This is a genomic window from Rhizobium sp. CB3171, assembly GCF_029714265.1.
Classification (GTDB): Bacteria; Pseudomonadota; Alphaproteobacteria; order Rhizobiales; family Rhizobiaceae; genus Rhizobium.
Genome location: NZ_CP121653.1, coordinates 1,837,498 through 1,850,200, shown reverse-complemented (window position 1 = coordinate 1,850,200; position 12,703 = coordinate 1,837,498). Strand labels below are relative to the sequence as shown.

The window sequence follows — 12,703 nt, the reverse complement described above, 5'->3', positions numbered from 1 at the left end:
TAATTCCAAAAGCTAGTCGGAGTTCAGGTCGGTTTGAGGCGGGTGAAGAGGACGAGGTTGTAAGCCACAACGGAGGACCAGACGTAGGTCTTGAAGTGGTCAAGGCCCCGCCAGGTGCAGCGTGCCAAGCCGTAGGCACGCTTGAGGCATGATATTCCGGCTTCGATACCGGCGCGGAAGTTGCGCAGCTTGCGATAGACCCAATTGCTTCTGACCATGTCCTCGACCTTGAGGCCAGCTTTTTTGTGGAATGCCATGTCGCGAACGCCCCAGGTCTTGGCTGTGGCCAGGTTGCCGCGACTGGCAAAGCCGCCGTCGGCCGCCGCCTGCCGCGGCGCGTGTCCATAGACGGCGATGTGGCGCTCCAGCATTGGCAGCAGCCGCTCGCTGTCGGGCGGATTACCCGCCTCGATCACGAGATCGAGGATCATGCCGCTTCTGCCGGTGGTCAGGTTGAGCTTGTGGCCGTATTCGGTCTCGCGGCTACCTTTGACGATGATATCGGCATGGGGTTCGAACAGGCTTACCAGCTTCTCGCCCGCCGGCAGCTTCTCTCCCGCCAGTACTCGCCGCTCGCTCTGTTTGATGATGCGTTCGATCAGCGGTCGATAGCGGCAAACCTGGGCCTGCCAGAGTTGGACGAGCGGATTGCTCGCCACGCCCAGTCGCTCGGTTGCCTGCTTCAGATATGCCAAGGTCGCGCGGGCGATCGCGATCAGCTCACGGTAGAGCCGGGCCCGATTGGGCTGACCGCGTGTGAACTGGATTTTGCGGGCACGCTTCTTGGCCGCGCGGCAATGATCGCGCCATGCCAGGCCGGCGCCGACCAAGGTATCTGCCTTCTTCAGCAGGCGCACCATGACCCGCACGGCATCCCACAGCAGGCTGCTGTCGCTCGGTTCGTGTATGAGTGCTGAGGTCACTGTACTGTCCAGCCGCACGACCGTGCCGTCCTCCAGCTTCGCCTGCCGAGCGCTCGACAGCAGCGCCCGATTGATCGCTTCCCAGGTCTCGGGTCGGATCGCGCTGATCGTCTTTTGCAGCACTGACTTTTGCGGGCTCCATGACCACGGCAGACGCGCAAAGGCCCGAAACGATGCGGAGTCCTCGAGATGGAACGCCAGTTCCTGGTAGCTCAGCTGCCGGTATTGCTTGAGCAATGCGCAACGCAGCACTGCCTCGGCCGGCAGCCCTTGCCGTCCGGTGGGCTTGACACCGTGCCGACCCAGATCCCGACCCACCAAGCCAAACAGATCGTGATGCTCGTCCAGCCACTGCGACATCGCCTTCAGTTCGTGGCCGATCTCGTGCGTAGCGAAAACATCGAATATACTGGCTTGGACGGTGCGTTCTTGGCGCATTGTCGGCTCCGGCGGTTGCAGATTGTGCTTCGGAATCAGTGGCATGAGCCCAAAGTATACCTGAAACCGCCGGGCCTTACCCGCGCAAAATTCAGATTCACGTAATAATATCAATAAGTTGTCGTTTGTGGACGGAAACTAGCTAGTAGTAGAAGGACGAAAAGGGAGCAGGAAGATGGGCGTCGACACGTAACACGATCTACCCATGAAAAATCAGCAGGTGCGAGAAGGGCAACCGCGTTCTTCTCGCACCTTGTGAGCCTTCTCGGATCCGAGCCGGACGTCTACTGTGTAGCAGTGGCCCACATGGTCCCGAATACAGTCCTGTTCGTTCCCGAAGCACTTGACAAGCTGATGAACGTAAGTGCCGTGCTGGCGAAGCCGAAATCGGTCGAACGAGCCGAGTACGACGAGATCGCTGCAAGGTTTCCAACGCCGACTCTTTCTCGTGAATGGGCGGCTGATCCCGCCGCCGTCGTAAGTGAACTGAAAAAGCTGGGCCTTTCACGCAAGCCGGTAGTCCTAGTCGACATCGGCGGCTACTTTGCCCCCTCGATAAACGAGATCGCCAGACTCTTCGATGGTAAGATATTTGGCGTGATGGAAGGCACCGAAAACGGCGTCCAGAAGTATGAAGCGCACTTGCCCATTTCCGTACCTGTCATCACTGTCGCCAGAAGTCCGCTAAAACTACCGGAGGACCACCTCGTCGCCTCAAGCGTCGTATTCTCGATCGAGGCAGTTCTCCGCGGCCAAGCCGAAATTCTGCAGACCCGAACGGCCGCCGTAATCGGCTACGGCCGCGTTGGGCGATCGGTCGCAAGCATCCTCCGAAGCAGAGGAATCAACACGGTCGTTTACGATTCCGATCCCATCAAACTCGCCGAGGCTGCCGCACGCGGCTTCCAGGCCAATACAAGGCTGGACCAGGCGATTGGGCAGGCATCTCTCGTCGTCTGCGCCACCGGGAACAAGTCGCTGGACCTGAGGGGGTTCGGCATGCTGCAATCGGGATGCGTAGTGGCCAGCGTCACCTCGGCGGACGACGAGTTCGACCTAGGCAGCCTTTCGCGAGGCTATCGCAGGATAGAGATTGAGAAGAATTACATTCGCTACGAAGAGAACCGAGAGAGCGGGCGCCACTTCTTCCTAATCGCCGACGGCAATGCCGCAAATTTCATCCATGGCGCCGTCATCGGTCCCGCCATTCAGCTTATCGAAGGCGAAAAGCTCTACGCCATTAAAAAGTTGATCGAAGGCGAGGTTCCCCTCGCAGAGGAAAGCCTTGCCGAACTCGATAAAAAGTCCCGTGGCGAGGTTGCAGAAATCTGGATCGAGCACTTCCTGTAAACGCAGGGAATGCTTGAGACGGCTGACTACTCGCACCAAAGGATTCGACCTTCTCGAACGCAGAAATGAAAATGGCATCCCGTCTTCCGCCAGACCGACGGATGCGGCGATAGTTGCCGGCCTCGTTGACGCTGATCTCCCTGCGCGGACCCCGCCGACGGTAACCAATCGCCAGAGCGCGATGAGCAATTTGCGTGCGAGCGCCACGATCATCGTCGTCTTGCCGGCACCTTGTGCCGCTCGTGCCTGGTACCATCGCGTTAATTCGCAATTTCCTTGGAATCTTAGGAAGCGCCACGCCAACTGCATCAGCCCGCGTCGCACCCGGGCATTGCCTGCTTTCCCCAACCCCTTCTCGCGTCGTTTCGATCCGCTCTCGTCGGGGGAGTCTGTCAAGCCAGCATAACGCGCCACCGCCCGCCGGTCTCTGAGCTTATCATTAGCGCTCTCGATGCATTTTATTCGAAAAAGAAGCGAGTCGCGACCAAATACTGACCTGATGTGGTGGACGGCCTCCGCTCCCGGCATCAGGTCAGGCCTGTTGCCATACGTTTTGCGAGATACCCTGACGCGAAGAGAGAAGGTTGAATAAATCGACAATTTTCGCGTTCTGTCTGCGACGGAGATCATAAATGCTTATAAACGGTGCCCATAAGTGGCTGCTTTCGGGGCCCAGGCGAAAATAACTCCAAATGATATTCGGTCTCCTGCGCTGCAGCGTTGCCGATCCCTGTGAACAGCACGGATGCCCGGTTCCGCTGCCGGAGGCCTTTCATCGGAGACTAGCCGCCCTCATGGATTGGCAAACCTTGCTGGTCCGTCGTACCTAAAATATCGATCCAGCCAAGCTGGTTGCGACAGATCGTCCACAAGACAGCATCGATCTCGATCTGTGCGGTCCTGCCCTCTGCGGAGACAAGCCTGACCGCGACTGCGCTTCTCCATTTATTGCGGATACAGCCAATTCCTATGTTGGCTCGGGTTCATCGCCCAGTTCAAGCAGGAGGTCGTGGACGCTCTGTATCTCAGGTGCGAGATCATCCATCGAGATCAGGCTTTCCTTGGGAAGTCGTACGATCCTCGGGCATCGAACCCTTGGCAATTTCTCGCGGCGACTCTCGGACGTTTCAAAATCGCAACTTAGATCGGCCAATTCAACCCGTGCCTCTTCGAAGTCGTCGGTCGAATATGCGTGATGAATGATGGAAAGCAAGATCGTGATCGTGTGATCATCCAGCCTTTCCCTTCTCGGAAAGGGAAACTGGAAAATTGGCGTCTCGTTTTTCACCAGATAGAGGTCCAGACCGATTGCCGCCGTTCTCTTCAGGCCAAGAGGCAGATTTCGCGGCGGATGATCGTAGGCCAGATACTGCAGGGGACGAACCAAGTCGAAAAGCGTCAGGGCGGCATCAACGTTGATGTCCTCGTCCACGCCATTACAGGCAATCCGTATGTGCTTTTCCAGCGATTTACGATCTACGGACGGAGACAGATCGAGACCGCGCGTCGCTCCATAGATTGAGGGTATAGCGTTGCGGAAATGGCGATAGCTGGGAAACTTTCCTCCGCCGACAGCGCGATGGAGATACTTCCGAAGCCATTCTTTGCGGGAAGGCCGGGAAACAGTGACAGCTTGCGCAAGATCGATGAACTGAATGCGATTGAGAAGGCCAACAGCCTTGCGCTTCATTTTCCCCAAAGAACACCTCTAAGCGGCCTGCAGACCCTCAAAATAAGAGGAAATCAGATTATTTTTGATTCGCATCCCGACGTTAACATGGGATTTGGCGGCCTCTATAGTCCGCGACCACGGCGTACCCGGTTGATGGGTCATATTCACAAGGGCAAAGCTGGGAATTTCCAAATACTTATAAAGATGCCGTTCTATGGTTGCCACCGCGGCATTGTCCACCAACTTTGGAAATGGCGAGGTGAGGCGTTTCACCGGGTCCAACTTCTGCGAAAGTTCAGTGATTGGCTGGTCTCCGAATCCCTTGAAGGCGTCATATACAGACCGCTGTACTGGTCCAAAATCCCAAGCCTCGAATTCGGATCTGATGAGTGGTTGGCGATGTTCGAGGAGATGATGACCGTGCAAAAAATAGAGAATTTTCTGTACGTCGATCTGCGTGACCTCCAACTGTTCCGCCCATGCTCGGTGAAGTATTTCGTTGGCAATCAGCCGCGCGTCAAACATGTGTTCTGCCCATTCTCCAGCCCTAGCAGGGTACAAGCCGGGGTTTAAAGTGATCTTAACGGCGGCAACGCCCAGGAAACTTTGGAGTTTATTGCCACGCCGGTCGGAGCGCAAGCTTCCGACAACCGCGGGCGTTTATGAGGGTAGAAAAGACCATGCTGGCATCACCACCCTCGCGGTCGCCTCGTCCTCGGCGGCGTCGATCGCCGCGCCGATTGACGGCATCGGGACGCGAAGCGACCGGCAGCTTTTTCTTTCGAAAAAAACGACAACGGTCCCTCGAATTGGAGCGCATTGTGTCTGGAAATGACCCCTGTCGGACGCTGGGGGTGATCCAGCCGATACGACGGTCTAACAAATTCAGGCCTAACCTAACGTCGCTTCTTGGGGCCCGGCCAGGGCAGATCACCGTCAAGCTCACGCAGGCCGTAGGTCTGTTCTTCCCACTGCTTGCGCTCAAGACGCACGGGCGGAGCATCGTCCTCCTCGCACCACAGTAGCGTCATCGTCTGATCCCATTGACTGACATACAGGACGTCTTCGAAGAGACCGCCATCGCGGTCCCAGTCTTCGAACCATTCATCGGCCTCGGCTTCTTCGGGTCCTGACGGCCTCTCGCCCGCTCGTGCGCGCGCGCTGTAGGAACCCTCAGGCAGGAGCGATCCGGGCCTGATCCAGCCCTTGGCCTGACGCAGACTTGCCGAGCGGGCGCTGTAGCGAACCTTGCCGCCTTCGGAAACGACGAACGCACAGAGATTTTTCGAGAAGGTTGCAAAACGCGAGCCGGTCGCAAGAAGCGAGGCGTCGAAATCATCGGCCAGAGTGCCGACGGCCGCCATGCCCATTTCCGCCGTGTCAACCTGCGGCTTGAAGAGCTTATAAGGCAGGAGTAGCTCGGCGGCGAAAATGTCGCAGAAAACCTCGCCTTGGGGTCGCTTGCTGAAACTCCAGCTTGGCTGGCTGTGATCGGGAGCGATGTCTAGAACCGCGTGGGCGATCTCGTGGCAGACGGTAAACCGCTGACGTCTGCCATTCTGATTGCAGTTCACGCAGATATTGTACTTTCCCTTAGGCGTCTTGAACGACCAGCCATCTTCGCCGTCGTTCAAGGCTTCCTTTTTGATCCTGCCGCCAATTGCTGCCGCGTAAGTCTCGACCGAGACCGGCTGTGCAGGAGGGCCGCATTTGCTGATAAACGCCCGTGCTTCCGAAACAACTGACAGCTCATCCATCATCGTCATCCATCATCATGCGCCTGATACGCGCGAGTGAGGTTGCGTAATCCGCCCGCGCGCCGCGATTCACAACGGTGGACAGCATCTGCAGCTCATCGGCGCTGATGCTTTGGTCCTTACGGACAAATTCCAGGATATTCGGATCGATGTTCGTCTGGCGCGCGAGTTGGTGCAGAATGTCGCGATCGCGCTCTGAGGCTGACAGCGCCTTTGCAAGCTTTTCCAGAACGTCTTCCGACGGGGCTTCCTTAACGCCCGTTTCAAGTCGGTAAATGTAGGCGTGATCGACCTCGCAGCGCTGGCCGAGATCCCTTAGGCTCAGCTTTTTTTCTTCCCTCAGGCCTTTCAACCACACGCCCAAAGCTGTTTCCGGCATTCGCACTCCTTGACAAATTCTATGTGATACCCCATTGTTGTCTGCGTGGACAACGGGCTCTGATCTTCATGAACTAGACCAGGGCCTTTTTAGGGCCCTATCTGTTGTCTGGTCGGACACCAAGATGCCACCGGCCGGGGCGAAACGCAAGCACCGCCAGAGGCGGGAAAGGACATGAACCATGCTGGACATTGCCGCGGCGCACATCGTGCGCATCCATATCAACCGTGTGGCGATCGAGTCACCCAACCCGACGACGGGCGAAGCGCTCTATGCGCTTGCTGAAATCCCGAAGCGCGAAAAGCTCTACCGCGAGATCGCTGGCGACGAGGAAGACGAGGCTATTTCGCACGATGAGACGCTGATCTATCTGACCCAGAATCAGCATTTCTATAGTCAGAAGGTCTTCGACATTCTGGTTAATGGCGATGACCACGAGATCGACACCGAAGAGATCACATACGCCCGCGTGGTCGATCTCTATCTCGGGCAGGGCGGCAAGCCCTCAAACGAGTATCTTGTTAAATACTCCCACGGTCCGGTTGAGAATCCAAGTGGCACGCTCGCACCCGGTCAGAAAGTGAAGGTGAAAGATGGAATGCGCTTTCGGGTTGCCGGAACTGGTGAATCATAATCCCTTCCTTAGGGATCTGGATGAGACCGGATATCTGATCGACTTTGTCGGCGGGTATCTCGTGATCTACGGCCTGCCTTATCTCGATGGCCAAGGCGGGCTTCGGTATGGTGACTGGGCGAGCCCGCTCGACCTAGACGGGGCGGTCATCGGTCCGCCTACGAAAAATCATCAGGCATGGTGGCGGGGCGTCAGGCCGCACGACCAGCAGGGGCGCGCGCTTCGACTTGGCGGCGGCGACGGTGCCGTCACCGTGACGCCGGATTTGATCACGACGAGCTCGTTTTCGTACAAGCTGATGGATGATCAAGGCGTGCTGCGTCCGTACCAGTCGTTCGAGGAAAAGGTGCGGACCTACATCGATACGATCACGACGCCGGCAATCAATGCCTATCCGAACGCAACGCCCTTGCGCGCCATCGCCGTCAAGGCCGCTGCCCAGGGTTCGCCATTGCGCTTTCCCGACACCATGTCCGCGCGCTATCATCTTAATGATCTTTCGGCGCTCTTGCGCGGCAAGAAAGTTGCTATCGTCGGCCTTGGGGGAACAGGCGCCTTCATTCTCGATTCCGTAGCACGTACCCATCTCGAGCAGATCGCACTGTTCGATGATGACAAGGTCCATCTCCATACGATCTTCCGATGGCCGGGTTTTATTTCCGGCGCCATCGGCAAGCTTAAGGTCGAGGCACTGGCCACACATTATGATCAATGGCATGCAGGCATTGTGCCGGTCGCCGAACGCATAACCGCCGACAATGTCATGCGCCTCCGCGAATTCGATTTCGTTTTCGTCTCGGTCGATGAGGGGTCCGCGCGCCTGCTTATCGTGGATTGGTTAAGTGCGAATGACATTCCCTTCGTCGATTGCGGCATGGGCCTGAACCGCTCGGCCGTCGGGCTCAGTGGCTTTGTGCGCATCACGGGCACCGACCGAGAAGCCTTCGACAACAATCGGGGCACGGTGCGTCTGCCGGTCGAGAACGCGAAAGCTGACGAATACCGCAAGCAGGCGCAGATTCCTGAACTCAATGCGCTGAATGCCAACATGGCCGTGATCCGGTTCAAGCAACATTTCGGACTGCTAGACCGAGAGAGTCCTGCGACTGCCACGATCTTTGATACCGTGACGTTCGAAATGGACCGGGCAGGGGAACCTAGATGAGATTTCGCTATGAAGCTGTCGAACGCATGCCCAAGCCTTTGATGCCAGGCGTCGTCTATCACAGCGAGGAGTTCGAGATCGGGGCCTTGCTGTGCGCTTGCGGCTGCGGTCATCGTGTCTCGTTGCTCGTGCCCGACAGCCACCAGGTCACGGAACAAGGCGGTATGGCGACGGTGCGCCCTTCGATCGCCGTCTGCGATGCGCCCTGCAATTCGCATTACTTCATTACGGCAGGAGAGGTTGAATGGCTGCGCGCCTTCGATCCCGCCATGTCGACAGCGGTGATGCGCGAGCAGATCGCACGTCACGCGCAGAGCGATCCCAGGCGTCTATCCTTCGTGCAGCGTATACTGGCTGCACTGAGCCGCGTCTGGACCTGGCTCACTTCCTTTGGGCCGCCGCGGTAGCCCTCGCAACAGGCAGGCCGAGATCAGCCTGCCTGTTGTGCTCGTGTCGGATGGCGCAGACAGAGGAGGCACGCCATGAGGCGCGATTGCCTCGGTCTGCAGTCATTGCATACGCGACGAGCGGATTGATGAGGCCTGACCTCTCGATACCCGAATAAGGGACATCGACATTGGGGCGGATCGCGGATGATCATGCCGTAGCGGATAAAGTCCGGCTCCAGCGCGATGCAGCCATGACGGAGGTCTGCCCGAAGCCGACGTTTCCACGCCTATTCGCCTCTTAAGCATCGATCAAGCTGTCCACTAGGCGCTCCTCGTCACCCATTTCATCTCGTCGGCTGAGACCGCGCGGTCAATTTATTTCCGTCAGGATCGCGAAGATATGCGACGAATGACCCGTTTGGACGCTCCGCAGGCGTGCTCTCGATCGCAGTGCCACCGTGCGCGGTACCGGCGGCATGCCACGCGAGAACATGGTCGGGGCTCGCGGCGCCTATACCAATAGTCCCGCCGTTAGCCGCGGTGGCCGGCTTGCCGTCGATCGGTTTCGTGATCATCAGCCGACCGCCCTCGTGGGCATAGATCAGCCTGCCTCTCGCATCCATCTCGCCGGGATCGCCCCCCAATGCAGCAAATGTGGCGTCGTAGAAGTTTCTGGCTCGCTCCAAATCGTTGCTGCCAATCATGACGTGAGTAAACATGCTTCATCTCCAGTAAAGTCCCAATGGTCCCGTCTAGGCTAACCTAGCCATGGGTAAGTCGCAAAACTCCCAACTAACGTCGCACTTGTTTTCCGGACTTTTGCACATCGCAGAATAGGACGCTTGGCGCCGGCCGCAATGTCCAGTGTTGGCGCTAAAGCGACTCGGATGGAGCCCGCCTGCGCCGAGACGCACGGCCCGCTGAGTGCGGAGCTGCACATCGTCAAATTTCTGTCCGGCATCACCGAGTCAACGTGCAAGGTCGTCAGCTCTGTGGTCTGGTTCGCGCCGAACGTCGCAAGGACGTGGCCAGGCAAATCCGCAGTAGTGAAATTTTCGGGGAAAGTTTCTTGGAAAGTTTCCTGAGATGTTTCTAGTAAATTGAAGGAAAGATTTTATAGCGCTAAAGAGGATCTCCACCAGGAGGTTCAAGTCCATGATTCCGGCTATCGTTCTCAAGCGCGTCCGCGAAGGCGCGGGCATCAAGCAGTCCGTTCTCGCCGAGAGATTGGGGGTGAGCGCGAGCGTCGTCTCAAAACTTGAGAAAAGCGAACATGCCGACGAGACGATGGCACGGCGTTACCTGGAGGCGGTCAACACGGAGGATGCGCGCGCCGTCCTTGCCTATTACGCGTTGCCGTGGACGATCACCAACCGTCCATCTTTCCAGCATCCTGACCGTGACGCCCTCTGGGAGGCCGAGCAGGCGTTGCAAAAACTCGAGGAATTCGAACGCAGTGAAGAGTACGACACTCTGCTTTCGGTCCCGCTGAGCCAGATCCGCAGTAATCTCGAAATCTCCGCTGAATTCGTGGGCGAACTTGATCATTCGCTTGCTTTCGTCGGTGCGGTGGGGGTCGGCAAGACTACCGCCCTATCGCTCCTGACGGACCTGACGATCGTAGGGAAGACGGGGCAGCCGCAACCGGTGTTCCCGGCCACGGGTGGTCGTACCACCACGAGCGAAGTGCAGATCAGGAAAGCTCCGGCATATGGAATCGCTGTCGAGCCGATGTCGTCTGACGAGGTCCGTCTCCTGTTGGTCGAGATGGTTCAGGCAATTGCCGAAGGCAAGGGTGGTGTCTCGAGCGAACTGGATCGCGCCATACGTAATATGTCAGATCTTAAGAAGTCGCGAGACCCAAAGGACATCAAGGCTCTTCTGGATCCGGTCAAGGACATGCTGGAGGCCGCCCTTGGTAACCAGGACGATGTCACCGAAGAAATCTTCAACCGGATGAAGCTCAGCGAGCGCACGGAAACGCAGCTGATCATGTCCGAAACTAACGAGGACGGCCTTCGCTGGCTTTCGGAAAACATCACGAAGATCAACTTCGGACAACATCCCCGATTCTCGTTGCCTCAGCGCGTCGTGGTATTCGTGCCGCCGGGCGTCGTGCGGCCGTCAAAATACGACCTGTCGATCATCGACACCAAGGGCATCCATGTCACGACAGAGCGCGCCGATCTGCAGCAGCTCTACAATGATCCGAGAACTTTGACTGTCCTTTGCAGCACCTTCAACGACGCTCCCGGTTCGGATCCGCTGAAGCTCATGAAGAGCATGGTCGAGCTAGGGTCCGATGCCATCGAACGCCAGCGCGTGATGATCCTTGTGCTGCCACGCGGCGACGAGGCATTGAAGGTCGTGGACGATAGCGGTGAACCCGCCGACTCTGTGGAGCAGGGCTATGCTTTGCGTCTCGCGCAGGTCGATAACAGTTTGGCAGAAGCTGGCGTCGGCCATGTTCCGACGGTCTTCTTCAACGCGATGGACGGCTCGGCGCAATATGCATGGCAGGAAATCGAAGGCCGTGTGGGTGCCCTGAGAGCCCACCAGGTCGAACGCCTACAAAGATTCGTCGCCCTTTCGCATGACCTCGTATCCAACGCCGACGCCGCCCGCATCCAGCAGGCACGCGTGGCGATCGAGGCCGAAGTGCAGTCAGCGGTTAAATCCTACCGTCAGCTGCCGAAAAGCGTCCGGCCATCCCATCAGACGCTTATCGAACAGATCAAGTCGGGCCATCCGAGTTCGATCGCGGCTGCGATCACGCGAAGGGGTTCTTGGTTGCATTTCGAAATCCACCACTTCGTCGGTGCCGGGGTTCGCGCGGACGCCAATCGCCGTTCCAGCGACTATGTGATGAAAATCACGGGGCGTCTTGAGAGCCTGCAGGAGAAGTTCAAGCCGATTCCCGAAATGACCGGCCTTCTCGAGACGCTGGTCGAGGATCTCCGTGACTGGCGTCAGGAATTCCTTCAGCGCGCTCAAACGATCGGTCGAAACACATTTAAGCCATATCTGGATGCATCTGCGGAATTCTGGTCCAACCTCGAGGCCCGCTACGGCGGTGGCCGCGGATACCGCGAAGATATCGCCGACATGGTTCAGGCCTGGTTCGAGGAAACGCCGAAGCTCTCGGAGGCCCGCGACAAGGTCGATGCGCGCCTTGCTGACGCATGGGCGGAATTGGTCTTGAACCGCTTGCTGGAGGCGACCCGCGTAGCGAACGAGTAATCGCGAGTTCCAGACACGATGGGTTCGGGATGGAGTGCATTTCATTGCGATATCGACGCCCAGTTGTTAAGTCCCGCGTGGGAAAGGTTGCCGGATCCTACACGGTACTAACCTTGATCAACTTGGCGCTGCCGACAATGATCGTAACGCCTTCGACCTTCACTGCCTTGACCGTTGGCATCCTGCAGACGAAAACTCACCAGCTCTTTGTTCGGCAGAACCCCGACGCCTTCCTGAAGGTTCTGATAAGGTTGGTGAAGAGAGCATGCAGATGTCCGAGCGCTGGTCGCAGCAGTCAGGCCTTTTGGGAGCTACCTCGGCAAACAGAGGTTCAGGGAGCATCCAATTTGGAGTGCGATTTACCCCTCGCTGGAGGACACTCATTCGTGGTCGTGACGAAGAGATTGGGAGGGCCGCTCTGGACGGGTAGGCCCATTTTCGCGGCGAAATTGTCGCATCGGATGGATTTTGACGTGGGAAACCAAAAAAGGGCCCGGTAGGGCCCTTGAACATTAGAGAGCGAGCTGCTTCTCAACCTGGGAACGGATGCGCTTGTCCAGCTCTTCCGTCCACGGCCGTTTGGCGCGCTTGGCCGCTGCCTTAGCGTGTTCGCTATACATTTCTACCAAGGTCTCGATGGCACTCGCGCGCTTTTCCCTTGCGGAGGTAAGAACCTCGCTTCGGAGAGATTTTGAAATCAAAGCCGACATATCGTGACCCTTTCTCTGCTCAATCATACGTACGCGACGATTCCGA

11 protein-coding genes and 2 pseudogenes are annotated in these 12,703 nt (G+C 57.6%); 5 read left to right on the top strand and 8 right to left on the bottom strand.

Annotation, left to right across the window (positions count from 1 at the left end; genetic code table 11):
• Positions 1 to 23: 23 nt before the first annotated feature.
• The gene (locus QA648_RS27820) at positions 24 to 1,361 is read right to left on the bottom strand and encodes an ISNCY family transposase (protein WP_283046984.1); all 1,338 of its coding nucleotides are present in this window, start codon (positions 1,359 to 1,361) and stop codon (positions 24 to 26) included.
• A gap of 306 nt (positions 1,362 to 1,667) precedes the next feature.
• Between QA648_RS27820 and QA648_RS27815 the strand changes: the two genes are divergently transcribed.
• Positions 1,668 to 2,711 (top strand): NAD(P)-dependent oxidoreductase, encoded by a 1,044-nt coding sequence (locus QA648_RS27815; RefSeq protein WP_283052018.1) that lies wholly within the window; start codon positions 1,668 to 1,670, stop codon positions 2,709 to 2,711.
• A 26-nt stretch (positions 2,712 to 2,737) separates the two neighbouring features.
• Here the strand turns inward: QA648_RS27815 and QA648_RS27810 are convergent.
• The 6 genes and pseudogenes from QA648_RS27810 to QA648_RS27785 form a co-directional block, all read right to left on the bottom strand.
• Positions 2,738 to 2,824: pseudogene (locus QA648_RS27810) on the bottom strand (DUF6527 family protein); the annotation flags it as partial.
• A 223-nt stretch (positions 2,825 to 3,047) separates the two neighbouring features.
• A pseudogene (locus QA648_RS27805) lies at positions 3,048 to 3,239 on the bottom strand (hypothetical protein); the annotation flags it as partial.
• A 439-nt stretch (positions 3,240 to 3,678) separates the two neighbouring features.
• Positions 3,679 to 4,401 carry a hypothetical protein gene (locus QA648_RS27800; RefSeq protein WP_283052016.1) on the bottom strand — a complete coding sequence of 241 codons (723 nt, stop codon included), beginning with the start codon at positions 4,399 to 4,401 and terminating at the stop codon, positions 3,679 to 3,681.
• A gap of 18 nt (positions 4,402 to 4,419) precedes the next feature.
• Complete coding sequence (locus tag QA648_RS27795; RefSeq protein ID WP_283052015.1) at positions 4,420 to 4,908, bottom strand: type II toxin-antitoxin system antitoxin SocA domain-containing protein; 489 nt, start codon at positions 4,906 to 4,908, stop codon at positions 4,420 to 4,422.
• 371 nt (positions 4,909 to 5,279) lie between these two features.
• A complete protein-coding gene (locus tag QA648_RS27790; protein ID WP_283052014.1) occupies positions 5,280 to 6,149 on the bottom strand; it encodes an ImmA/IrrE family metallo-endopeptidase in 870 nt (289 codons plus the stop codon).
• Positions 6,133 to 6,519, bottom strand: coding sequence for a helix-turn-helix transcriptional regulator (locus QA648_RS27785; RefSeq protein ID WP_283052012.1), 387 nt, complete (start codon positions 6,517 to 6,519; stop codon positions 6,133 to 6,135). The genes QA648_RS27790 and QA648_RS27785 overlap by 17 nt, the downstream gene beginning before the upstream one ends.
• Before the next feature lie 181 nt (positions 6,520 to 6,700).
• Between QA648_RS27785 and QA648_RS27780 the strand changes: the two genes are divergently transcribed.
• Genes QA648_RS27780 through QA648_RS27770 form a run of 3 tightly spaced genes read left to right on the top strand, consistent with a single transcriptional unit; the run spans position 6,701 to position 8,725 of the window.
• On the top strand, positions 6,701 to 7,153 hold the full coding sequence (locus tag QA648_RS27780) for a multiubiquitin domain-containing protein (protein ID WP_283052010.1): 453 nt from the start codon (positions 6,701 to 6,703) through the stop codon (positions 7,151 to 7,153).
• Positions 7,113 to 8,318, top strand: coding sequence for a ThiF family adenylyltransferase (locus tag QA648_RS27775; protein WP_283052009.1), 1,206 nt, complete (start codon positions 7,113 to 7,115; stop codon positions 8,316 to 8,318). The genes QA648_RS27780 and QA648_RS27775 overlap by 41 nt, the downstream gene beginning before the upstream one ends.
• Positions 8,315 to 8,725: a DUF6527 family protein gene (locus tag QA648_RS27770; protein WP_283052007.1), complete on the top strand. Its 411-nt coding sequence runs from the start codon at positions 8,315 to 8,317 to the stop codon at positions 8,723 to 8,725. The genes QA648_RS27775 and QA648_RS27770 overlap by 4 nt, the downstream gene beginning before the upstream one ends.
• Before the next feature lie 326 nt (positions 8,726 to 9,051).
• Here QA648_RS27770 and QA648_RS27765 read toward each other — a convergent pair whose 3' ends face one another.
• Positions 9,052 to 9,426: a VOC family protein gene (locus QA648_RS27765; protein ID WP_283052006.1), complete on the bottom strand. Its 375-nt coding sequence runs from the start codon at positions 9,424 to 9,426 to the stop codon at positions 9,052 to 9,054.
• Positions 9,427 to 9,862: 436 nt separating this feature from the next.
• Between QA648_RS27765 and QA648_RS27760 the strand changes: the two genes are divergently transcribed.
• Positions 9,863 to 11,947, top strand: a complete 2,085-nt coding sequence (locus tag QA648_RS27760; RefSeq protein WP_283052004.1) for a helix-turn-helix transcriptional regulator — start codon at positions 9,863 to 9,865, stop codon at positions 11,945 to 11,947.
• The last annotated feature ends 756 nt before the right edge of the window (positions 11,948 to 12,703 follow it).

Coding starts and splice junctions, on each gene's coding strand:
- QA648_RS27820 (WP_283046984.1), bottom strand. CDS start 1,361: ATGCGCCAAGAACGCACCGTCCAAGCCAGTATATTCGATGTTTTCGCT.
- QA648_RS27815 (WP_283052018.1), top strand. CDS start 1,668: ATGGTCCCGAATACAGTCCTGTTCGTTCCCGAAGCACTTGACAAGCTG.
- QA648_RS27800 (WP_283052016.1), bottom strand. CDS start 4,401: ATGAAGCGCAAGGCTGTTGGCCTTCTCAATCGCATTCAGTTCATCGAT.
- QA648_RS27795 (WP_283052015.1), bottom strand. CDS start 4,908: ATGTTTGACGCGCGGCTGATTGCCAACGAAATACTTCACCGAGCATGG.
- QA648_RS27790 (WP_283052014.1), bottom strand. CDS start 6,149: ATGACGATGATGGATGAGCTGTCAGTTGTTTCGGAAGCACGGGCGTTT.
- QA648_RS27785 (WP_283052012.1), bottom strand. CDS start 6,519: ATGCCGGAAACAGCTTTGGGCGTGTGGTTGAAAGGCCTGAGGGAAGAA.
- QA648_RS27780 (WP_283052010.1), top strand. CDS start 6,701: ATGCTGGACATTGCCGCGGCGCACATCGTGCGCATCCATATCAACCGT.
- QA648_RS27775 (WP_283052009.1), top strand. CDS start 7,113: ATGGAATGCGCTTTCGGGTTGCCGGAACTGGTGAATCATAATCCCTTC.
- QA648_RS27770 (WP_283052007.1), top strand. CDS start 8,315: ATGAGATTTCGCTATGAAGCTGTCGAACGCATGCCCAAGCCTTTGATG.
- QA648_RS27765 (WP_283052006.1), bottom strand. CDS start 9,426: ATGTTTACTCACGTCATGATTGGCAGCAACGATTTGGAGCGAGCCAGA.
- QA648_RS27760 (WP_283052004.1), top strand. CDS start 9,863: ATGATTCCGGCTATCGTTCTCAAGCGCGTCCGCGAAGGCGCGGGCATC.